The organism is Caballeronia eucalypticola, from assembly GCF_047608185.1.
Lineage (GTDB): Bacteria > Pseudomonadota > Gammaproteobacteria > Burkholderiales > Burkholderiaceae > Caballeronia.
In genome coordinates this window covers 363,567-386,401 of the sequence record NZ_JBLKRU010000002.1, presented here as the reverse complement: position 1 = coordinate 386,401, position 22,835 = coordinate 363,567, and the positions used below count along the sequence as shown (strand labels likewise).

Genomic DNA, 22,835 nt, shown 5'->3' with positions numbered 1-22,835 from the left:
GCTCGCGCCGGCATTTCGGCTACGCGAAGCGCCCTGCCCGACCGCTAGCGGTTCAACGCCTGAATCAACGGATGATCGCAGTAGATCCGGTTTTCGTAGACCTGGCCGTTGCTGTGACGCACGCAGTCCACGCCTTCGAAGCGCAGCGGCACATCGCCATGCGTTCCCGTCGCAATCCATCGGATGAAGACCGTATCGCCGCGACTCGCGTGGTCGGCAACTTCCAGCCTGAAATCCGGAACGCGGCGCAGCAGTTCATGCAGTGGCCGAACATAGGCTTCCACGCCCTCTAACGGCGCATGCAATCCCGGCCAATATCCTTCGATATCCGTCGCCAGCTCATCGCTCGGCCGGTTGAAGTCGGGCGCGGCCCAGAAAGCGGCGTACTTCTCCACGCACCATGCCGGGCCCATCAGGGTGCTGTCGAGGAAACCGGTGATACCGGCAAACCGTCCATCGATGGAAAATTCGCCTACGTCCGTCCCGCTCGCCATTTGCCGGCCGGTGGCATCGATCAGACGCCAACTGAAGCGGATGATTGCGCCCGTTGCATCGATTCCGCCGACACGCTCGAATGTCAACCCAGGCATCTGTGCCTGAAACGCGCCGATCATATCGGCGAATTCTTTCGGGCCGGCGCTGCTCATCATCGGGTCGGTGTAGCGAGCGCCGTCGAGCAAAACCCGCTCGGCCAACGCGCTGCGGCGCGACGAGTCCGTCTCGTTCCATGTATCGATATAGCGGCCCACCAGAACGTCATGCTCAGTCATGATTCTCTCCTTCGATAATCTATGAGGCTATGGCGGCGCTGGATTAGCGCGGCCTGGGAGCAATAATCCGGACGAGCATGTCGTGCGTCGATTACCTGACAGGTAATGGAGCGGCACGCGGCGGTTTGATAAGGTTATGAGCATGAACACGTTGACTGCAACGGCTGTGGGGGCTGCTGGGACTGTTGGAATAGGCCCGATGATCAAGCACTGGCGCGAACGGCGGCGCATGAGCCAGCTTTTCCTGGCCAGCGAGGCGGAGATTTCGAGCCGGCATCTGAGTTTTATCGAAACGGGGCGCGCCGCGCCGAGCCGTGCGATGGTGCTGCGGCTGGCCGACTATCTTGAGGTGCCGCTGCGTGAGCGTAACGAGTTATTGACCGCGGCAGGCTTCGCGCCGGTGTTCCGGGAACGCTCGCTCATGGATCAATCGATGCAGCCCGCGCGAACCGCTGTCGAGCAAATCTTGAAGGGGCATGAGCCCTATCCGGCGTTGGCTATCGACCGGCATTGGAATCTGGTGTCGGGGAATGGTGCGGTGGCTGCGCTTATCGCCGATGCTGATCCGTCCTTGCTTGAACCGCCCGTGAATGTGTTTCGGCTGAGTCTGCATCCGCGAGGGTTAGCGTCGAGGATTGTGAATCTCGGGCAATGGCGCGCGCATTTGCTGGAACGGCTGGGGCGCCAGATCGCACTCACGGCTGATCCGCAGTTGGGCGCATTACGCGATGAGTTGAAGAGTTATGCGGGCGGAACGGGTCAGGACGACGCGGGGGAATCTTCTATCGTGATTCCGTTTGTGTTGAACACGGCCGCGGGACAGTTGTCGTTCATCAGTACAACGATGATATTCGGTACGCCAATCGATATTACGCTGTCGGAGCTGGCGATCGAGTTGTTCTTTCCAGCGGATGAAGCGACGGTAGCGGCGTTCAAGCAATGACCAGAACGCGCAAGCGGCTTGGGCGCGCATGCCGTAGCGAGTGAGCGACCGTCGGATGCCCTTTACTCGAAGTTGCCGCACGTCTTAGTTAACCTGCATCTGCAGCCAATCGAGCGCGTGAATCCGGTTGCCCACTGCTCAAGCTCGGACGATCTCAGGATTGAGAGCATCAATGACTGGCAGCACCATCTATGACAATAAAATACTAACGGCAGACCCGATGCCTCCATCGCAAAGGTGCGTTTTACTCGCGTCATCGCCGAAGAGGGTATTGCTCAATACGTTGATTCGATTCGCAGGGACCATCTCCATTAGTGTCTGGAGAACATCCGACTCCGAACCGCTCTTCGCAAGGCAATCATGTTAGTGAAAATTCTTGCCAAGAAACTCGCGCACGCGTTTGACCAATCCCGCGTCCTTTGCCCAAATGTTTGAGTCCGCATTTAAAGCGTATTTTTTGCCCGTTTCGACAGCTTGTGTTTCTTCGGGACTCGGAAAGGCGCTACTCGCATGGTCCTTCTTGCGATAGAACATGTAGCAGTGCCATGAATCCGTTTTCAGTTCTGTTGCCATGTTCGCCCGGTGTCGAAACCCATCAGCCGTCTAACGCAATCCTTGCGTTTGCGAAAAGGCGGCGCATTGTTTTTAACAATGCAGAATCTCTCTACTGATGCCGATCCGAAGGTGCGACATTTGACTAAAAAATTACAAACAAGAAGGGCACGGATTGCCCCAGATACGACGTCCGCAGACCCCGCGAATAGCTGAGTAAGTAGGGAATTGGAATTCGGGCTCGGGCGTAGCAGAATCGCGCGGCGTATTATGGACAGCAATCTAAGATGAAGCTAGATCACAGGACTGCGTCGGCATTGCGACCGTCACATCAGCTCATGGGCACAATATGATGCCCAAAAAAACAAAAACCCCGTAAGTCGTTAGACCTACGGGGCTTTGCATTCTTCTGGCGGAGACGGAGGGATTCGAACCCTCGATCCAGGTTTTAGCCCAGATGCTCCCTTAGCAGGGGAGTACCTTCAACCTCTCGGCCACGTCTCCTGCACTTTTTGTCACGCGGGAGTCAGCGCGACGAAGCCAAGATGATAGCGGGTTAGCGGCTGCGGGTCAATTTCATGAGACAAAATTTTTCATCTCGTGAATTGCATCAAACAACGGTTCGCAGCGTGTTTCGGCTACAGCCCAAAAATCCACTGCACGCTGTCACACCCTCTTCCGCTGTGTTTCAACCGCGATCCAGCTCGAACACCTTATGCAGCGCACGCACGGCAAGCTCGGTGTATTTTTCGTCGATAAGCACCGAAATCTTGATCTCCGACGTCGAGATCATCTGGATATTGATGCCCTCTTCCGCCAGCGTGCGGAACATCGTGCTCGCGATACCCACATGCGAGCGCATGCCCACGCCGACCACCGACACCTTCGACACCTTCGGATCGCCCCGTACCTGCTCTGCTTTCACGTGGTCCTTCACCTGGCTCGTCAAGATCTCCATGGCGTGCGCGTAATCGCCGCGGCCAACCGTGAACGTGAAGTCGGTCTTACCGTCCACGCTCGTGTTCTGGATGATCATGTCGATGTCGATATTCGCATCGGCCACCGGTCCGAGGATCTGGTATGCAATACCCGGCTTGTCGGGCACGCCCATCACGGCAATACGCGCTTCGTCGCGCTGAAATGCGATGCCCGAGATAACAGCTTTTTCCATGGTCTCGTCTTCTTCAAAAGTAATCAGGGTGCCCGAGTGCATTTCGGTTTCGAGCGGAATCAACGGGTCCGTCAGGCTCGACAACACACGCGTCTTCACCTGATATTTGCCGGCGAATTCCACCGAACGGATCTGCAGCACCTTCGACCCGAGGCTCGCCATTTCCAGCATTTCTTCGAACGTCACGCGATCCAGCCGGCGCGCTTCTTCGACCACGCGCGGATCGGTCGTGTACACACCATCGACATCCGTATAAATCAGGCATTCGTCGGCTTTCAACGCCGCCGCAATCGCAACGGCCGACGTGTCCGAGCCGCCGCGTCCAAGCGTTGCGATATGCCCGTCGGGATCGACGCCCTGGAAGCCCGTGACCACCACGACCTTGCCTGCATCGAGATCGGCTTGCACACGCGTGCCGTCGATGTCGCTAATGCGTGCTTTCGTGAACGCGCTGTCGGTCTTGATCGGCACTTGCCAGCCGGCGTAACTGACCGCTTCGAGCCCTTCCGCTTGCAACGCAATCGCGAGCAGGCCGACGCTGACTTGCTCGCCGGTGGAGGCGATCATGTCGAGTTCGCGGGGGTCGGGATGGGCGGTAATTTCGCGCGCGAGACCAAGCAGGCGGTTCGTTTCGCCGGACATGGCCGACGGGACGACGACCATCTTGTGGCCGGCCTTGTGCCATTTCGCGACGCGCTTGGCGACGTTCTTGATGCGCTCGACCGAGCCCATCGAAGTGCCGCCGTATTTATGTACGATGAGTGCCATTGTCGTTTTGAACAGGAGGAAAAGCCGCGCTGGCGCGCCGTTTGATGCGCCGCGTACTGCACTACTGCACGTATTTCACATGTTGCATCAGAAGCCGGCTTGAAGAAACACAAGCAACGCCCTGGATCGGTGCGATCGACGACTTAAGCGTGACGACGAAGCGCGGTGGCCGCACGCGCAAGGTTGGCTCGCGCGCAAAAAGCAATTCTGGCGGCTAAAAACGCGTCTTCTGGACGGAAAAGCTGCTTGAAAAGCGTTGCGGGAAACCGGTAAACGTACCTGATCGAGGCCCAAAACACAAGCCGGAACGGGCGATTCGACGGGTTCATTGGCCGTTCGCAGGCATGTGTCAAGAAAAGTTGACCGGATTTATTCGCGCGCGTGAAGTGCCAAAGAAAATCGGGGCAGATCGAGTTTTTGCGCGCAGCGGCTAGCGGCTCAAGCTACGACAAGGTCCGGCTGCCATTCGATCCGTCTATATGCAGCGTCGCCGCCTTCATCACGCCCATTACTGACTTCCGTGCACGCCCGATTAATGCCAATCGACGGCACGAACAGCAGGATCTCGCCGAGAAACACGAGCGGGACATCGCGTTTCCATCCCGGCACGCCGCGTTCCTGGAACAGGTTTTTCAGGGTCCGGCCAGGTCCGTTCGCACTCAAGCGCAAGCGCTCGCCGCCCGCGCGCGAACGCGCGCAAAGCGGCGCGGCGCGCAGCGTGGCTTCGGAAACGGCATCTTCGTCGACTTGGGCCGCAGGTTTGAACACGAACGTCCCGCGCCAATGCGGCAGGCGCCAGATGCTTTCGCCATCCCAGTTCAGCACGCTCGCCATGCGCGCCGGGTTTGCGCCATCGTCGAGATCGGCGGGGTCCGCGCTGTCGCCCTTTTCCCAGAAGATCGCATCGCGATACGCCCGCAAGCAAAACCCCGCGTGATCGATGCGCAGCGCGTGGCCGTCGCGGGACATCGCAGCATCGCGCAGTTGCCGCAGCACCTCGCCGATACGCGCCGCTGACGCGGCTTGCAGCCCGAGCGAGCGCATCCAGTAGCGCAGCAAGTTGATCGCGCGTTCATCGTCGAGAGCGAGTACCGCCGACAAGGTTAATGCCCCTTCTTCGTCACCTTGCGCCGATGCCATGTCGATGCGCGCGAGTTCATCGAGCAACCTTTGCGCCGATGCCGCATGCGACGCGGTCCGCGCCAGCGCATCGCGGAAACCGGGGAAATGCACGGCAAGCGCCGGGAGCACGTCATGACGCAACGCGTTGCGTGCATAGCGGGTATCGGCGTTGGATTCGTCGTCGATCCAGCGCAGATCACGCTCATGGGCGTAGTGCTCGAGTTGTGCACGCAACAGATGCAATAACGGCCGCACGCGCGGCGTGGAGGCACCATCGGCGCGCTGCGGCGCCATCGCGGCAAGCCCGGCCACACCCGCGCCGCGCAGCAATTGCAGCAACACGGTTTCGGCCTGATCGTCGGCATGATGCGCGAGCCAAAGCGCGCTTGCGCCGTGCTCGGCGCACAACGCGTCAAGCGCGCGGTAACGCGCGTCACGTGCAGCCGCTTCCAGACTCTCGCCGCCTTCACGTACCACGTCGACCTGACGCGACGCGAACCTCACGCCCAACGCTTGCGCGAATGCGTGGCAATGCGCGGCCCAGGCATCGGCATTCGGGCTCAGGCCGTGATGAATATGCAGCGCCATCACGCGTGATGGCCCCGCGCATCGAACCGCGGCATCGAGCAATGCGGTCGAGTCGAGGCCGCCGCTTAGCGCAACGGCAATGGAGAATTGAGGAGAGGCTGTCACATCGGCAAACGCCGCGCGCACCGCATCGATCACGAGGCGGCTGGCGGGAGTGTCAATGTCGGAGGATGTCACGGGAGTCGGCTTGTTAAGTTGCCTTCAACGCACATTCGAGGCACATTCGAGGCACCTGCAGGGCGCGTTGAAGGCACCCCTTGTCAGGGCAAACTGCATGGAGCGAACCATGAGCGTCGCGCTCAATCGCGCTCAAGCTTCACGCACCCGGCAGGTTTTCCTTGAACTTGCCGTACGCCATCAGCTTGTCGAAGCGACGTGCACGAACGTCAAGCGCATTCATGCCGTGGAACTGGCGCAGCGTATCGGCCAATGCACGGCGCAGCAATGCTGCCATGCCTTTCGGATCGCGATGCGCGCCGCCCAGCGGCTCGTTGACGATCTTGTCGATCAGTCCCAATGCCTTCAGCCGATGAGCCGTCAAACCTAGCGCTTCGGCCGCTTCCGGCGCCTTCGCCGCGCTCTTCCACAAAATGGACGCACAGCCCTCCGGCGAGATCACCGAATAGGTTGAAAATTGCAGCATCAGCACGCTGTCAGCCACGGCAATGGCGAGCGCTCCGCCAGAACCGCCTTCGCCAATAATGGTCGCCACGATCGGCGTCTTCAGCTCGGCCATCACGTACAGGTTACGACCGATTGCTTCCGATTGCCCACGCTCCTCTGCCCCAATACCCGGATACGCACCCGGGGTATCGATGAACGTAAAAATGGGCAAGCCGAATTTCTCCGCCAGACGCATGAGCCGCTCAGCCTTGCGATACCCCTCCGGACGCGGCATGCCGAAATTCCGCGCTGCGCGCTCTTTCGTGTCGCGGCCCTTCTGCTGGCCGATCACCATGCAGGGCTGGCCGTTGAAGCGCGCCAGACCGCCGACAATAGCCAGATCGTCCGCATACGAGCGGTCGCCGTGGAGTTCGTGGAAGTCGGTGAAAAGCTCGTTCACATAGTCGAGCGTGTACGGGCGCTGCGGATGGCGCGCGATCTGCGAAACCTGCCAAGGCGTCAGGTTTGCATAAAGATCTTTGGTGAGTTGCTGGCTCTTCTTCGACAGCCGCTCTATTTCTTCCGAAATATCGACAGCGGAATCGTCCTGAACGAAGCGCAATTCTTCGATCTTCGCTTCGAGTTCAGCAATAGGCTGTTCGAAATCCAGAAACGTGGTCTTCATATTGTTCGAATCCTAAAGCATCGGGCAGCGCGTATTCTAACCGCGCCGGCCTCACTAAATTTCGGGTCGCAACTATCGATTATAAGATATCAATAGTCTTCCGACTCGCGCCGGACGAAGCGACCGGAAATTTTAGTGATCGGCGGGAACGGGGTAAAGGCTGCGCCACATGTACCAGGTCGCGACGGTGCGCCACGGTTCCCAGTTGGCCGCGACTTCGCGCGCTTCGCTCCGGGTCACGGGTTCGCCGCTGAAATAGTTGACGCTGATGGCCTGGATCAGGCCGAGGTCATCGAGCGGCAGGACGTCCGGGCGCGACAAGTTGAAGATCAGGAACATTTCCGCCGTCCATCGTCCGATGCCGCGAATCTGCGTGAGTTCCGCGATCACGGCTTCATCTTCCATGGATGTCCAGCTATCCACGTGCAGTGCGCCCGACACGAAATGCTGCGCGACGTCGAGAATATATTCGGACTTGCGCTTCGATAACCCGCACGACTGCAACTTCACCGGCCCCACCTTGATGAACTGCTGCGGCGCGAGCGTCGGGCACGCCCCTTCGACGCGCTTCCAGATAGCCTGCGCCGCTGTCACGGAAATTTGCTGGCCGACAACCGAACGCGCGAGCGTCGTAAAAGGATCGTCGCGATTGATCAGATGCACCGGCCCGAACTTCGGAATCAGCTTCTTGAGGATACGGTCGCGCTTGACGAGATCAGCGCACGCCTTGTCCCAATACTCTGGACGAGCCGCTTCAGCCGACAAGCCGGGGGTCTGCACCGGCACGGTTTTCTCAGTCGTGATCGCACGCGACTTGCGGACAATCTCGCCGTCGGTCTGCGGTGCGCGCACGAGCGCCTGCGTTGCACCAGTGCTAACGTCGGTCTCGTCGGCTTTTACATCGAGCACGCCATTGCCGTCACCGCTCGGCTTGCTGCTTACCTTCTTCGGTGACGCTTTCGGCGCAGTTGCGCGCACGGACTTGCGTGCACGAACGAGACCATTCGTTTTAGCGTTCGATCTCACAGCGCCGTCATGGTCCACGCCATTGATCGCACGTTTCTTTGGTACCGCCTTGCGTTCTCCGTCGTGACCCGCACCGTTGGCGAGCTTCGCCTCGGGCGCCGATACCTTCGATGTTTTCACTTGCGTACGCCGCGCGACCGTGCTCGGCGGCGTTGCAATACTTCCGGACGCGGCTCGTTTAGCCGGCGTCTTTCTGGCCGTTGCCATCATGCCTCCTACCTGGCGAGTCGATCAAAGGGAACGAGAGGCGCTTAAGCGCGGCGCCATTCGGTCAACCCACCCGGTTTGTCTTCAAGTGCAATCCCGGCTTCGAGCAATTCGGCACGAATCCGGTCTGCTTCGGCATAGTTCTTTGCCTGCTTCGCAGCAACGCGAGCGGCGATCATCATGTCTATATCGGCAGGCGTGAGGTTTTCCGCACCCTCTTTGCCTACTGTTTCGCGATTGCTTCGCGGTGTGTCCTGAAGAAACGCACGCGGCTCACGTTGCAACAATCCGAGCAAAGCGGCCAGCGTCTTCAATTGACGTGCCAGCACGGCATCTTGCGAGCGATTCACTTCGCTCGCCAATTCGAACAACACGGCGATAGCCACCGGCGTGTTGAAGTCGTCGTTCATCGCCGCGCGAAAACGTTGCGCATGCGTTTCGTTCCAGTCGAGCGGCCCGGCATCCGGCGTCACGTCTTTCAATGCCGTATACAAACGCGTGAGCGCCCCACGTGCATCGTCTATATGAACGTCGCTGTAATTGAGCGGCGAACGATAGTGTGCCCTCGCAATAAAAAAACGCACAACTTCCGCATCGAATTTTTCGAGGACTTCACGGATGGTAAAGAAGTTGCCCAGCGACTTCGACATCTTTTCGCTGTCGATCTGCACGAAGCCGTTATGCATCCAGTAGTTCACGAACTGAACGCCCGTTGCTGCTTCGCTCTGCGCAATTTCATTCTCATGGTGCGGAAACTGCAGGTCCTGACCGCCGCCGTGAATGTCGAAACGATCGCCCAGCAAGGTGCAGCCCATGGCCGAACATTCGATATGCCAACCCGGCCGGCCACGTCCCCATGCGGAGTCCCAGCCCGTATCCGGCGGCTCCCCTTCCTTCGCGCTTTTCCACAATACGAAGTCGAGCGGATCCTGCTTGGCGTCGTTGGCAGCCACGCGTTCGCCCGCGCGCAGGTCTTCGATCGACTTGCCCGACAGCTTGCCGTAGCCCTCGAACTTGCGGACCGCATAGTTCACGTCACCGTCCTTGCCCTGATACGCGTAACCGTTTTGCACGAGCGTCTGGATCATGCCCAGCATCTGCGGAACGTAGTCGGTGGCACGCGGTTCGAGGTCGGGACGCGCGACGCCGAGCGCATCGAGATCGTCATACATGGCCTGGATGAATCGCCCGGTCAGCGCTTTGATCGGTTCACCGTTTTCCACCGCGCGACGAATGATCTTGTCGTCGATGTCTGTGATGTTGCGCACATAAGTCACGTTGTATCCGAGCGTGCGAAGCCAGCGCTGGACAATATCGAACACGATCATCATGCGTGCGTGCCCGACATGACAATAGTCATACACCGTGATTCCGCAAACGTACATGCGCACTTCTCCGGCACGGAGCGGCACGAAAGGTTGCTTGTCACGCGCGAGCGTGTTGTAGATGCGCAATGAGTTCATAAACGATGGTGCGTGGGATAGTGCGTGGGCCGGGACATCCGTGTTTCGACTGCTGGCCAATTTTGTGACTGCGAATGTGACTGCGATCGTGGCGGCGTGCTGCATGTCCGCATTCGTTCGCGCTCGTTTCCGGCCGACGATAACAACAGTGCAACAACGGTGCATTTTTGCACTGCTGCGACCATGCTACAGGTAGCCGTGAAACGGCAGCAACATCGAGAACGACAATGAGACGAGCAACGAGAACGATGACAACGCGAACACCAGCGATGTGACACGTTCCAGCAAGTTCCAGCACGTTCAACATGTTTGACCTGGCCCGGCTTCGAAACGTCAAGCGCTGGGAACCGTGCGCGCCGGCGCGAGAAAACTTGGGCAGTCACACTGCATCAAAACGGAGGCGGCCGCGAGTGGCTTAATGACTGTCTGAACGTTCAGCGGAACGTGGCAGACGTTTTGTTAGAATGGGTCGGAGTATAACATCCAGACCAGAGCCTATGAAACCTTCAAGCGGCCGCGCATCAAGCGCTGCCAAGCTAGCGGCGACCGCCCTTGCAACCGTCACATTCGGCCTTGGCGCAACGTTTTTGCCGCTTGCGCCGGCGTTTGCACAAGTCTCCACCGCCACCGCGGATGACACTCCTGCTATCGACCTGGCCATCTCGCAGAAGCAATGGCCAAGCGCGCTGACGCAACTCGACGCACGCCTGAAAACCAATCCGCGCGACGTCCAGGCCAAGTTCAAGCGTGCAACGGTGCTCGCGCGTTTGAACCGGGACGACGAAGCTATCGCCGCGTTCACGGAGCTCACCGAGGCCTACCCTGAACTGCCCGAGCCGTATAACAATCTTGCCGCGCTCTACGCGAAGAAGGGCCGCTACGACGAAGCACGCGTCGCGCTCGAAACAGCGACGAAGGCGAATCCCAGTTACGCGCTGGCGTACGAAAACCTCGGCGATCTTTATCTGCGGCTCGCGAGCGAATCGTATAAGCGGGCGCAGTCGCTCGGATCGAAGAGTCCGTTGACGGCGCAACGCGTGGGCGACATCCAGAAGATCGTGTCACCGCCGCCGCGACGTCGTCCGGAAGCTGCGGCTGCCGCGGCCGCGGCCGCATCGGGTGCTTCGCATGTCAGCGCTGCTTCGGGCGCAGCGGCGGCTTCGGCGGCCACGGCCGCGTCTTCGCCGAGTGCGGCCTCTGGTGACTGGACAGTGCCGACAACGGGTACCACGCCAGACACAACGCCTAACACTAACGACATGTCGTCGCCGCTTTACTCGCCGTTTGGCGGACCCAGCGTGCCGCTTTCGACCACGCCTTATTTCGCGCCGACGAATCCTTGAATCCAATCCGGCAGGATCGAACGTTCAGTCGACCAGACATCTGGATGGTCGAACGTTCGACAAGTCTTCACCCGTAACTGCTCCAACCAGAGGATCGATTGCTCATGAAAAGTTTGTTGTTGGCGCTCGGCAGCGCTGCACTCATTGCCCAGGCACCCGCCTTCGCGCAGTCGTCGCAGACTGCTGCTCATCCGACCGTGCTGCTCAAGACGTCACAAGGCGACATCAAGGTTGAGTTGTATCCTGAGAAGGCGCCGAAAAGCGTCGCCAACTTCCTGGACTATGTAAAGTCCGGTCAGTACAACGGCACGATTTTTCATCGTGTGATTCCGGGCTTCATGATTCAGGGTGGCGGGTACACGACCAGCTTTGTCGAAAAGCCCACGCGTGCGCCCATTCCGCTTGAAAGCAAGAACGGGCTGAAGAATACGACTGGCACGCTCGCCATGGCGCGTACGGGCGATCCGGATTCGGCCACTTCGCAGTTCTTCATCAACACGGTCGATAACACCGGCCTCGATTACCCCAACGGCGACGGCAACGGTTATGCCGTGTTCGGCAAGGTGGTCGCGGGCATGGATGTAGTGAAGAAGATCGAAGGCACGCCGACTACGACACGCGGCCCAATGGGCGATGTGCCGCAAACGAACGTCGTGATCCAGTCGGCTAGCGTCGTCGGGAAGTAAAACCCCGGGGGAACAAGGCGCCGCCGCTCGCCGTCACGGCGAGCGGGGCATGAAGCAGGCATACGCCGTGCGCATCGCGTATTGCCCTATCTACTCTTGAAAAGGAAAGGAACTCATCATGGTCGAACTGCATACGAATCACGGCATCATCAAGATTGAACTGAACGCTGAGAAGGCGCCCAAGTCGGTCGAAAACTTTCTGAACTACGTAAAGAAAGGCCACTACGACAACACCGTTTTTCATCGCGTGATCGACGGTTTCATGATCCAGGGCGGCGGTTTCGAACCCGGCATGAAGCAAAAGCCGACGGACGCGCCTATCGACAACGAAGCGAACAATGGCCTGAAGAACGAACACGGTTCCGTCGCCATGGCACGCACGAATGACCCGCATTCGGCCACCGCGCAGTTCTTCATCAATGTGGGTGACAACGAGTTCCTGAACCACTCGTCGCCGTCGCCGCAAGGCTGGGGTTACGCGGTCTTCGGCAAGGTCGTGGAAGGCCTCGATATCGTCGACAAGATCCGCAAGGTCAAGACGGGTTCGAAGGGCTTTCATCAGGACGTGCCGGTGGATGACGTCGTGATCGAAAAGGCTGTCGTCGCCGGGGAATGATCGACTCGACGCACAGCGTGATCGGAACAGTTGAAACAGCGGGCGCGAAAGATACAGCGCGCCCGCTGTTTTTCATTTCCGACCTCCATTTGAGCGATGCCATTCCGCACACTGTGGCGGCGTTCGAGCATTTCATCGAAGTGACGGCGAACGATGCCGACTCGGTGTTCATCCTCGGCGACCTGTTCGAATTCTGGGTGGGCGACGATGTGCTGGCAACATCGGTGGCCGGGTCACGTGCTGCGTTCGCGAGGCGCATGGCGGCGTTGATGCACACGTTGTCAGAACGCGGTATTGCGTTGTATGTGATGCATGGCAACCGTGATTTCCTGCTCGGCAAGCGCTTCATGCTCGCCGCCGGGGCGCTGCCGTTGCCCGATCCGTTTGTTATCACGGCGTTCGGCACGCGCATTGTGGTGGCGCATGGCGATGCGCTTTGCACGGCCGACCCTGCGTATCAGCGCTTTCGGCGGTTCGCGCGTAATCCCGTTGCACAACAACTATTCCTGAGCTTGCCGCTGAAGCTGCGCTTATCGATTGCGGAGCGCATGCGATCAACCAGCGAAGACGGCAGGATGCGACCGGTGGACGCGAAATATGACGTCACGCGTGAGGCGGTGGCGAAGCTGTTCGCAAGCACCGGCACTCACACGATGATCCACGGCCATACGCATTTGCCCGCACGTCATCGGGAAACTGATGGCGTTCGCTGGGTCATGCCGGATTGGGAACTGGATCACGGCGAGCCGCGCGGCGGATATCTGCGCGTGGACGCCGAAGGTATTCGGGCTTTGCCGCTCGCCTGAGTTTGAACGGCGACGCTTTTCAGCGCCGCGCTGCTTCGCCTTTCATCGCATCGGAGAGACGCTTCAGGTCGATGAACGCGGCAGTCTCGACGCCGCTGATCGCATCGATACGCGTGCCCAGTTTCTCAAGCGCCGCGACAATCTCATCCACACGATGTGCCTGCGTAGACGCATGATCGATCAATCCGTGGATAGCAAGTGACACGGGATCATCGGCGTTAGGCGTGATGCCGTACGCGCAGAACGCTGCACGCTCCGGCACACCCGAGCCTTTTTGCGCGGGTTTGACGGTAGCCGGCATCACCACACGCGCCGGATTGCCGACGGCCGTTCCGCCCGCCGGAACCCGCTTCACCACCACCGCGTTCGAGCCAATCTTCGCTTCCGCGCCGACCGTGAACCCACCGAGCACTTTCGCGCCCGCCCCGACAATCACGCCGCGCTCGAGCGTCGGATGCCGTTTTGCGCCACGCGCGAGCGACGTGCCGCCCAGCGTCACGCCCTGGTAGATCGTGCAGTCATCGCCAATTTCCGCCGTTTCGCCGATCACCACGCCCATGCCATGATCGATGAACACGCGCCGTCCAAGCGTCGCGCCGGGATGAATCTCGATGCCCGTCATGAACCGCCCGAACTGCGAGACAAATCTCCCGAGCCAGCGCCAGCCCGCGCGCCAGCAAGCGTGCGCAATGCGGTGCAGGACGACGGCGTGAAAGCCCGGATAACAGGTCACGACTTCCCAGGTGCTGCGGGCGGCCGGATCGCGCTCGCGGATGGCGACGATGTCTTCGCGGAGTCGATTGAACATGGCGGTGGCTCTGTGGGTGTCGGGATGTCGATTCCCGGATCCACGGCTCAGCACGGATTCGGGAACCGATAGTTCGATTTCCGCAGATTGTAGGACGGCCAATAGAAGTTCGCTGCGATGCCCCCGCTGGCAAAGCGGTCAGGGTTAGATGCGGGCATCGAAACGCAGATCGCTTTATTCGACACGACACACGGAATAAAACCACTGCTCCTCCGCGCTTTTGACACGCCCGCAGTCTTCCTACTGTTTGATCTTTAGAAGAATATGCTTGGCGATGCCGCGCAGGATATTCACTTCCTCGTGCTCAAGTCCGGAGCGTGAAAAAAGCCGCCGCAGCCGCGACATCAGCTTCTTCGGGTTGGCGGGATCGAGGAAATCGAGTGTGACCAGCGCCTGTTCCAGATGGGCATACATGCCCTCAATTTCGTCGCTGGACGCGCTGGGAACGGACGTTGCCAGGTTCGGCGTTGTTGAAACAGCTGGAATACCGTCCGCGCGACTGAGCAGCGCCAGCCGCAATTCGTAAGCCAAAACCTGAACCGCTTGCGCCAGATTCAGCGAGCTATAGGCGGGATTCGCCGGAATGTGCGCGAGCGCGCTACAGCGCTCCACATCGGCATTCGACAAGCCCACGCGCTCGTTACCGAACACGAACGCAATAACGCCCGAATTCCCCGCTTGCCCTCGATCCGCGAACTCGCAAGCCTTCTCCGCGGCGGCGCGCGGCGCCATTTGCGGCGGCCCGTATTCCCGCGAACGCGCCGTCAATGCAACCGACCAATGCACGCCAGTCAAGGCATCGGCGAGTGTTTCGACGACTTGCGCCGACGCGAGCACGTCGTCGGCGCCGCTTGCCATCGCGATCGCTTCCGGCTCGCGCGTGACAAACGCGATTTTCGGCGCGACGACGACAAGCCGGGAAAACCCCATTGTCTTGAGCGCGCGCGCGGCCGCGCCCACATTGCCGGGATGGCTCGGTTCGACCAGCACAAAGCGAGTCGATGCAAAAGCGTGGTCCGGGGAGTTTGATGAGGTGTTCAGGTCCAAGGGGAAACGCTTGCCGGAAGGTTGAAAGAGACGTCATGGTATCGCCGCGCGGCCCATCCGGCGACCCTTGCGCCGACATTAGCTGCGCACTCGACTTTGTACTCGTCGCGCGCCGGCGGCCGACTCGGGTAAAATACCCCATTCGCGTGTGTCTGCTGTTGCTGGTCGCTGTTATCAGGCGCTATTGCAGGTTCAAAGAAGGCACGCGCCCCGCTCTTCTTCAATTCGTTGCCGTCGACACACGTCGTTTTTGCCCGCTGGTTTGGGCCGTTTTCCGTTCGGCGTTGGGACTTCACACACGACTTCGTGCGCGTGCGTGGAGCGCCGCCGCCGGCCAAAGGACTATTTTCATGCATCCGATGCTCAATATTGCTGTCAAGGCCGCTCGCCGCGCCGGACAGATCATCAACCGCGCGTCCCTGGACCTGGACCGCATCCAGGTCAGCAAAAAACAGCATAACGACTTCGTGACGGAGGTCGACAAGGCCTCCGAGGCGGCGATTATCGAAACGCTGACTACGGCCTATCCGAAGCACTCGATCCTCGCCGAGGAATCCGGTGCGCAGGACAAGGATTCGGAGTTCCAGTGGATCATCGATCCGCTCGACGGCACGACCAATTTCATCCACGGTTTCCAGTATTACTGCGTCTCCATCGCGCTTGCCCACAAGGGCATCATCACGCAAGCGGTGGTGTACGACCCCACCCGCAACGACCTGTTCACCGCATCGCGCGGCAGCGGCGCTTATTTGAACGAGCGACGCATTCGTGTGGCAAAACTGGATCGTCTCGGCGACGCGCTGGTCGGCACGGGCTTTCCGTTCCGCGACGGGGCGGGCCTTGAAGCGTATGGCAAGCTGTTCTCGCAGATGACTGAAGCCTGTGCCGGCTTGCGCCGCCCAGGCGCTGCCGCGCTGGATCTGGCGAATGTGGCCGCAGGCCGGCTTGATGCGTTCTTCGAGCAAGGCATCAACGCATGGGACGTGGCTGCGGGCAGCTTGCTGATCACCGAAGCCGGCGGGCTGGTGGGTAACTACACGGGCGAATCGGATTTCCTGCACAAGAGCGAGATCGTAGCGGGCAACCCGAAGGTCTACGCCCAGATGATCAAGATCCTCGATCCCTTCACCACCACGCGCCAAAGCGCTTGATGGCAGGAGGAGATTGAAAAAGGCGGCTACGGCCGCCTTTTTGTTATCAGCGTGCGCATCCTCAAGGCAAGCTCATAGCGGCTACGAATGCGGGCCGACATGCCCTGCTACCGTCCGAAAGGCTAACGTTGGCCCGCGCAATCTGCACGCCATCGCCTGCTCCGCTAAAGTGTCCTGCTCGCCGTCCGCGGCATCCCTCACCCTTTCTGCCGCCGCTGCTCTTCCGTCTAATGAAAAAAGGCTTCTATACGATCATTGCCGCGCAGTTCGTTTCGTCGCTCGCCGACAACGCGCTGCTGATCGCTGCCATAGCGATGCTTTCGGTGATGCATTCCGCGTCGTGGGTCACCCCGCTGCTGCAGATTTTCTTCACGGTGTCGTACGTGCTGCTCGCGCCGTTCGTGGGTGCATTCGCCGATTCGATCCAGAAACGCCACGTCATGTTCGTCTCGAACGCGCTGAAGGCCGGTGGCTGCGCGCTGATGATCCTTGGCGTGCATCCCATGATCGCTTACGGCGTGGTCGGCCTTGGCGCCGCAGCGTATTCCCCCGCGAAATACGGCATCCTCACCGAGCTTTTGCCGCCCGAAAAACTCATCCCGGCGAACGCGTGGCTTGAATCGGCAACAGTCGGATCGACAATTCTCGGTACGGTGATCGGCGGTGCGCTGGTCAGCCAGTACGTTCAGCATTTCATTAGCGGCTCGCATCTCGTGCTGATTCGCTCGGCAGCCGACGCCGCCATGTTCGCCGTCATGATCGTTTATGCCGCGGCTGCGGTGATCAACATCGGCATTCCCGATACCGGCGCGCGATACCCCAACCGGCTCAAGGAGCCGTCAAAGCTCATTGGCGATTTCATCCACGCATTCAAGGTGTTATGGGGCGACAAGCTGGCGCAGATCGCGCTGTGGGTCACCACTTTGCTGTGGGGTGCGGCGGTAACGCTGCAACTGCTGGTGCTTAAGTGGGCGGCGGCGAACCTGGGTTTGTCGTTATCGAAAGCCGCGGTGCTGCAGGGCGTGACGGGGCTAGGTATTGCGATCGGCGCGAGTGCCGCCGCCGCGTGGGTGCCGTTGCGCAGTTCGCTCAAGGTCTTGCCGATCGGCGTGGTGACAGGCGCTGTGGCTATCGGCATGGCGTTCTACAACAAAGACCTGTTTCCGGCAGGTTCCGGCTTGCATATTGGCCCACTGTTCGCGCCGCTTTACATCCTGGGCGCTTATCCGCTGATGATTTTGCTGGGTGCGTTGTCGGGCTTTTTCATCGTGCCGATGAACGCCATCCTGCAGCATCGCGGCGCAACGCTGCTGTCTGCCGGTGCGTCCATCGCGGTCCAGAATTTCAACCAGAACCTTGCCGTATTGTCGATGCTCGGCGCGTACGCGCTTTTGCTGACGACCAACCTGCCCGTAGAATGGATTATTGTGGTGTTCGGCGTGTTTATCTGCCTGATGATGTGGCTTGCCATGCGGCGGCACGCGCGCAACGAGCGGACGGTGGATCTGGGCGCGCTGGTTGAAGAGTGATCGCGTGACTCGCGTGACATTCATCAGGGTGCGGGAACGGAATCTGCTGCATGCTTTGTTCGGCCGGAAAGAAAGTCGCGCCCTTCGCAGAATGCATAAATTGAAACGCGGAGTGCGTGGTTTGAAATTAAGCAAACGACACGTCAAAGGAGCTGCAAATGGGTCTGTTCACACGTTCCACACTCGATAGCAACATCAATGGCGCGGCCAAAGTGGGCCATCGCGCGGTTCAGGGCGCAAGCGACGCTGTCGATACGGCCAGCACGCAGTTGCGCGGCCTGCTCGACGAGCTCGACAGTTCAATCCGCGATGCGAAAGATATCGACGTCGACAAGTTGCGCAAGGATTTGCAAGCCAAGCTGAAAGCGGCGCGCACCCAGTTCGACGGTTCGTCGTCCGCCATCGCCGGGCGGCTCAATGACGCTGCCGGTTATGCCGACGAATTCGTACACGACAAGCCGTGGCATACGCTCGGCGCAGTGGCGGGACTCGCGCTGCTTGTCGGATTTCTGGCAGGACGTTCGTGATTGGGCTTGTGTGACATTCGTGGAATATGTAGAAACGCCGGCATGCCGGCGTTTTTGCTTTTGGACGGTGGCTTCCATGCAGCTGGACGCACGAGGGGAATTGCGCAAGATTCCGTGTCAAGCCACATCCGTCTGCGTCACGTTAAGCCACGTTAAGCCACGTCAAACCGCGTTAGCCGTTTGGCTGACATTCCCGCGACGAGCCGACGCGGTACACTCGTGGCCTTAAGCACCTCCGCACAAATCACGCACGCAAGATGGGTACGCATATCTCCGTTTCGTCTACCACTCAAGACTTGAGTCCCGCCGCGCAGACACCCGGCGTTGCCGTGGACCTGTCGCACCACACTCCCATGATGCAGCAGTATTTGCGCATCAAAGGGGAGCATCCTGGCACGCTCGTGTTTTACCGGATGGGCGACTTCTACGAGCTATTTTTTGACGACGCCGTCAAGGCTTCGCGCCTGCTCGACCTCACGCTCACTCAGCGCGGGGCGTCGGGCGGAAACCCGATCAAGATGGCCGGCATCCCCCATCATTCGTGCGAGCAATATCTGGCGAAGCTCGTGAAACTCGGGGAATCCGTCGCTATTTGCGAGCAGATCGGTGATCCTGCGACATCGAAGGGACCGGTCGAGCGCAAGGTCGTGCGTGTCGTCACGCCCGGTACGCTGACCGATGCCGCGCTCCTCTCCGACAAAAACGATGTCTTCCTGCTTGCCCTCTGCCCGGCGCATAACCGCCGGGGAGTGGTCACGAGCGTCGGACTGGCCTGGTTGAATCTGGCGAGCGGCGCGTTGCGCCTTGCCGAAGTCGCGCCTGATCAATTGAGCGCGGCGCTCGAGCGCATTCGCCCGGCTGAAACGCTGATCGCCGACTCGTTTTCCACGACCAACGCACCGTTCGAAATCCCGAACGTAGGAGCCACCACGCGGGCGCCGGCATGGCACTTCGATATCGACTCGGGCACGCAACGTCTGCGTGAGCAACTCGATGTCGCGAGCCTCGACGGCTTCGGTGCGCACTCGCTGACCTGCGCGTGCGGCGCCGCGGGCGCGCTGCTGCTGTACGCAGCCGCAACGCAGGGTCAGCAACTGCGGCACGTGCGCAGTCTGAAGGTGGAGTACGAATCGGAGTACATCGGTCTCGACCCAGCCACGCGCCGCAATCTCGAATTGACCGAGACCTTGCGCGGAACGGAGTCCCCCACGTTGTGCTCGCTGCTGGACACGTGCTGCACGACCATGGGCAGCCGTCTGCTGCGTCATTGGTTGCATCATCCACCCCGCGATTTCACCATTGCGCAAGGAAGGCAGCGTGCAATTGGCGCATTGCTCGATGCGCCCGCAACCGCGAGCCTCGATGGTTTGCGCGCAGCGTTACGGCAAATTTCGGATATCGAACGGATTACGGGGCGGCTCGCGTTGCTGTCGGCAAGGCCGCGCGATCTCTCCAGCCTGCGCGATACCTTCGCAGCACTGCCCCAACTGCGTGAACGGCTGGCTGCCGTAAAGATGCATTCGGCATCGCTGGAACGCATCGACGTATCGCTTGAGCCGCCGCCTGAATGCCTCGCGTTGCTGAGCCGCGCAATCGCACCCGAACCCGCCGCGCTGATCCGCGACGGTGGCGTCATTGCGCGCGGTTACGACGCTGACCTCGATGAGCTTCGCGACATCTCCGAAAACTGCGACCAGTTCCTGATCGACCTCGAAACGCGTGAACGCACGCGAACGGGCATCGCGAACCTGCGGGTCGAGTACAACAAGGTGCATGGCTTTTATATCGAAGTCACGCGCAGCCAGACGGACAAGGTTCCCGATGACTATCGCCGTCGCCAGACGCTGAAAAACGCCGAACGTTACATCACGCCGGAGTTGAAGACCTTCGAAGACAAGGCGCTGTCCGCGCAGGATCGTGCACTGGCACGCGAGCGCATGCTTTACGACGCGCTGCTGCAAACGCTGTTGCCGCACATTGGCGATTGCCAGCGCGTCGCGGCTGCGCTCGCCGAACTTGACCTGCTTGGCGCGTTCGCAGAACGGGCGCTCGCGCTCGACTGGATCGCACCGGCATTCGCGGGCGACGCAGGCATCGACATCGAGCAAGGGCGGCACCCCGTGGTGGAAGCGCAGGTCGAGCAGTTCATCGCGAACGATTGCTGCCTGAATACCGAGCGCAAGCTGTTGCTGGTCACCGGACCAAACATGGGCGGTAAGTCGACGTTCATGCGACAGACCGCATTGATCGCACTACTCGCTTATGTGGGCAGCTATGTGCCCGCAAAACGCGCGCGCTTTGGCCCGATCGACCGGATCTTCACCCGCATCGGCGCCGCCGACGACCTCGCTGGCGGCCGTTCCACCTTCATGGTCGAAATGACGGAAGCGGCAGCCATTCTCAACGACGCCACACCGTCGAGCCTTGTGCTGATGGACGAGATCGGCCGCGGTACGTCCACCTTCGACGGCCTCGCGCTCGCATGGGCTATCGCGCGTCATCTGCTATCGCATAACGGCTGCCATACGTTGTTCGCCACGCATTACTTCGAACTGACGCAGTTGCCTGCCGAGTTCGCTCAGGCAGCGAACGTGCATTTATCGGCGGTCGAACATGATCACGGCATCGTGTTCCTGCACGCGGTGAACGAGGGACCGGCGAACCAGAGCTACGGCTTGCAGGTCGCACAACTGGCTGGCGTGCCACCGGCTGTCATCAAGGCCGCGAGGAAGCATCTGGCGCATCTGGAGCAGCAGTCGATCGGCCAGCCGTCACCGCAATTCGATCTGTTCGCGCCGCCTGTTGTTGAAATTGCTGACGCCCACGAACACGAGGAACCAGCCGAAGCGCAGCCACACCCTGCGCTTGACCGGCTGCGCGCAATCGACCCGAACGACTTGCGCCCACGCGACGCACTCGATCTGCTCTACGAACTACATGAGCTGGCGTCGAACGCTCCGGATGCGTCGCGTTAGCATTAGCGCTGGCATAAAGGCGGACGCTGCCATCGACTGGCCGGGTGCGCGGCGCATGGTGCCCAGCCGCGTCATCGTGACTGGTTTAGGCGCACTCCTCCTGCTGGCCGGAGGATCGCGGCACGCGAGCGCTGAGGCGCCGACGCTCGCGCCCTCGGCGCCGCTCACATTCGCGATCGCGTCGAATGGTCTCGACAAGCCCAGCGGCGAAACTGCGTTCCAGCATCTTCTCGATGCCATAGGACAAGAGCGGAACACGTCCTTCATTGTCTACAACGGCGACCTCAAAGGCGAGGCAGAACCGTGCCGGGATTCGCTCTACGATACCCGCCAGCGAATCTTCGACAGCTCCCGCAAACCGGTCGTCCTGCTGCCCGGCGGCAACGACTGGGCATCTTGCGCTCTCGCGCAAGCAGGCAGTTACGATCCGGTCGAACGGCTCGATTTCGTCCGCCAATTGTTCTTCAGTGACTCGACTTCACTCGGTCGGACGCCCATGAACGTGATCCGCGAAAGCGATGTCGCGCGCTTCCGGCCGTTTCGCGAAAATGTCCGATGGCAAGCCAACGGCGTTGCGTTCATTGGCTTGAACGCGCCCGCGCCGAACAATCACTATCTGACCGCGGGCGGGCGCAATGGAGAATTCGAGGACCGCTCTGTCGCGAACGCGTTCTGGCTGGAACATGCGGTGGAAACTGCACGACGCTCGGAGATGCGCGCGGTCGTCGTGATCCTCCAGGGCGACCCTGACTTTGCCCGTTATGAGCGTCGCGATCGTTTCGCATGGCTACGCTTTTCTCGCGGCGACGCGTCGCGCGATGGTTTTCTCGAGCTCAAGCGCAGCTTGGTCAAAGCCGCCGAATCGTTTCGCGGGCCGGTGATCGTGATCCATGAATCCGATACACCGATACCGAGGGGCTTTCGTATCGACCAGCCTTTGCGCAACGATAAAGGCACGGTGGTATCCAATCTGACGCGGATCGCGATTGGTTTGAAGAAACCACAATCGCAATGGCTGGAAGTGGAGTCCGACTTCGCACTGCGGCCGCCCTTCCGGGTGCGCGTGCGCGACGTGATCGTGCGGCCGGCGTCAGCCAGCCAGGCGCCGACCGTGCCCGCGTCGTCGTCGATACCCTCGTCGGCGGCTTCGCCTTCGTCGTCTTCCGCCTCGTCGCCATCGATACCCGGCGTCGAAACCGACACTCCCGGGCCTTCATCGTTTTTCCAGCAGATGCAGCCCGTGCAGCCATCGCAACAAACGCAACAGCAGTTGCAACGCCCTGCGCCAGACACGGGCACGCCCGCGTCCCCGGCGCCGCCCATACTCAACTTGAACCCTCCCGCAAACCTGCCGCCGATCCTGCCCGTGCCATCAATTCCGGCAAGCAGCGCATCGGGATCGGGTACCAGCCAATGATCGCAATCACGGATCATTACGCGAGATAAAAC

Annotated in this window: 19 protein-coding genes and 1 tRNA gene; 10 read left to right on the top strand and 10 right to left on the bottom strand. The window is 60.3% G+C overall.

Annotation, left to right across the window (positions count from 1 at the left end):
- Positions 1–44 precede the first annotated feature (44 nt).
- Entirely contained in the window at positions 45–770 is a 726-nt protein-coding gene (locus ACMX25_RS03930) for a nuclear transport factor 2 family protein (RefSeq protein ID WP_414948222.1), read from the bottom strand.
- A 142-nt stretch (positions 771–912) separates the two neighbouring features.
- On the opposite strand from ACMX25_RS03930, the gene ACMX25_RS03925 reads away from it, so the two are divergent.
- The gene (locus tag ACMX25_RS03925) at positions 913–1,713 is read left to right on the top strand and encodes a helix-turn-helix domain-containing protein (RefSeq protein ID WP_414948221.1); all 801 of its coding nucleotides are present in this window, start codon (positions 913–915) and stop codon (positions 1,711–1,713) included.
- A gap of 363 nt (positions 1,714–2,076) precedes the next feature.
- On the opposite strand, the gene ACMX25_RS03920 is transcribed toward ACMX25_RS03925, so the two are convergent.
- The 7 genes from ACMX25_RS03920 to cysS all read right to left on the bottom strand — a co-directional run bounded on the left by ACMX25_RS03920 (position 2,077) and on the right by cysS (position 9,898).
- Positions 2,077–2,286, bottom strand: coding sequence for a hypothetical protein (locus tag ACMX25_RS03920; RefSeq protein ID WP_414948220.1), 210 nt, complete (start codon positions 2,284–2,286; stop codon positions 2,077–2,079).
- Positions 2,287–2,675: 389 nt separating this feature from the next.
- A tRNA-Ser gene (locus ACMX25_RS03915) sits at positions 2,676–2,769 on the bottom strand.
- 184 nt (positions 2,770–2,953) lie between these two features.
- Positions 2,954–4,204, bottom strand: a complete 1,251-nt coding sequence (locus ACMX25_RS03910; RefSeq protein ID WP_414948219.1) for an aspartate kinase — start codon at positions 4,202–4,204, stop codon at positions 2,954–2,956.
- 438 nt (positions 4,205–4,642) lie between these two features.
- On the bottom strand, positions 4,643–6,091 hold the full coding sequence (gene tilS, locus ACMX25_RS03905; RefSeq protein ID WP_414948218.1) for a tRNA lysidine(34) synthetase TilS: 1,449 nt from the start codon (positions 6,089–6,091) through the stop codon (positions 4,643–4,645).
- A gap of 139 nt (positions 6,092–6,230) precedes the next feature.
- Entirely contained in the window at positions 6,231–7,202 is a 972-nt protein-coding gene (locus ACMX25_RS03900) for an acetyl-CoA carboxylase carboxyltransferase subunit alpha (RefSeq protein WP_031363946.1), read from the bottom strand.
- Positions 7,203–7,334: 132 nt separating this feature from the next.
- On the bottom strand, positions 7,335–8,435 hold the full coding sequence (locus ACMX25_RS03895; RefSeq protein WP_414948310.1) for a DNA-3-methyladenine glycosylase family protein: 1,101 nt from the start codon (positions 8,433–8,435) through the stop codon (positions 7,335–7,337).
- Positions 8,436–8,479: 44 nt separating this feature from the next.
- On the bottom strand, positions 8,480–9,898 hold the full coding sequence (cysS, locus tag ACMX25_RS03890; RefSeq protein ID WP_414948217.1) for a cysteine--tRNA ligase: 1,419 nt from the start codon (positions 9,896–9,898) through the stop codon (positions 8,480–8,482).
- A 464-nt stretch (positions 9,899–10,362) separates the two neighbouring features.
- Here cysS and ACMX25_RS03885 point away from each other — a divergent pair, with 464 nt between their 5' ends.
- The 4 genes from ACMX25_RS03885 to ACMX25_RS03870 all read left to right on the top strand — a co-directional run bounded on the left by ACMX25_RS03885 (position 10,363) and on the right by ACMX25_RS03870 (position 13,349).
- The gene (locus ACMX25_RS03885) at positions 10,363–11,241 is read left to right on the top strand and encodes a tetratricopeptide repeat protein (protein WP_414948216.1); all 879 of its coding nucleotides are present in this window, start codon (positions 10,363–10,365) and stop codon (positions 11,239–11,241) included.
- 104 nt (positions 11,242–11,345) lie between these two features.
- Positions 11,346–11,927 carry a peptidylprolyl isomerase gene (locus tag ACMX25_RS03880; protein ID WP_414948215.1) on the top strand — a complete coding sequence of 194 codons (582 nt, stop codon included), beginning with the start codon at positions 11,346–11,348 and terminating at the stop codon, positions 11,925–11,927.
- A gap of 118 nt (positions 11,928–12,045) precedes the next feature.
- Positions 12,046–12,543 carry a peptidylprolyl isomerase gene (locus tag ACMX25_RS03875; protein WP_047896501.1) on the top strand — a complete coding sequence of 166 codons (498 nt, stop codon included), beginning with the start codon at positions 12,046–12,048 and terminating at the stop codon, positions 12,541–12,543.
- A complete protein-coding gene (locus tag ACMX25_RS03870) occupies positions 12,540–13,349 on the top strand; it encodes a UDP-2,3-diacylglucosamine diphosphatase (protein ID WP_414948214.1) in 810 nt (269 codons plus the stop codon). Before ACMX25_RS03875 ends, ACMX25_RS03870 begins: the two co-directional genes overlap by 4 nt.
- A 19-nt stretch (positions 13,350–13,368) precedes the next feature.
- On the opposite strand, the gene cysE is transcribed toward ACMX25_RS03870, so the two are convergent.
- Entirely contained in the window at positions 13,369–14,157 is a 789-nt protein-coding gene (gene cysE / locus ACMX25_RS03865; RefSeq protein WP_414948213.1) for a serine O-acetyltransferase, read from the bottom strand.
- A gap of 240 nt (positions 14,158–14,397) precedes the next feature.
- The gene (locus ACMX25_RS03860; RefSeq protein ID WP_414948212.1) at positions 14,398–15,204 is read right to left on the bottom strand and encodes an RNA methyltransferase; all 807 of its coding nucleotides are present in this window, start codon (positions 15,202–15,204) and stop codon (positions 14,398–14,400) included.
- Between the two features lie 350 nt (positions 15,205–15,554).
- On the opposite strand from ACMX25_RS03860, the gene ACMX25_RS03855 reads away from it, so the two are divergent.
- The 5 genes from ACMX25_RS03855 (at position 15,555) to ACMX25_RS03835 (ending at position 22,803) form a co-directional block, all read left to right on the top strand.
- The gene (locus tag ACMX25_RS03855; RefSeq protein ID WP_414948211.1) at positions 15,555–16,355 is read left to right on the top strand and encodes an inositol monophosphatase family protein; all 801 of its coding nucleotides are present in this window, start codon (positions 15,555–15,557) and stop codon (positions 16,353–16,355) included.
- 230 nt (positions 16,356–16,585) lie between these two features.
- Positions 16,586–17,884, top strand: a complete 1,299-nt coding sequence (gene lplT, locus ACMX25_RS03850; RefSeq protein WP_414948210.1) for a lysophospholipid transporter LplT — start codon at positions 16,586–16,588, stop codon at positions 17,882–17,884.
- A gap of 158 nt (positions 17,885–18,042) precedes the next feature.
- Entirely contained in the window at positions 18,043–18,411 is a 369-nt protein-coding gene (locus ACMX25_RS03845; protein ID WP_414948209.1) for an ElaB/YgaM/YqjD family protein, read from the top strand.
- A 257-nt stretch (positions 18,412–18,668) separates the two neighbouring features.
- Positions 18,669–21,386 (top strand): DNA mismatch repair protein MutS, encoded by a 2,718-nt coding sequence (gene mutS / locus ACMX25_RS03840; protein WP_414948208.1) that lies wholly within the window; start codon positions 18,669–18,671, stop codon positions 21,384–21,386.
- Positions 21,373–22,803 carry a hypothetical protein gene (locus ACMX25_RS03835; RefSeq protein WP_414948207.1) on the top strand — a complete coding sequence of 477 codons (1,431 nt, stop codon included), beginning with the start codon at positions 21,373–21,375 and terminating at the stop codon, positions 22,801–22,803. Before mutS ends, ACMX25_RS03835 begins: the two co-directional genes overlap by 14 nt.
- Positions 22,804–22,835: the final 32 nt, after the last annotated feature.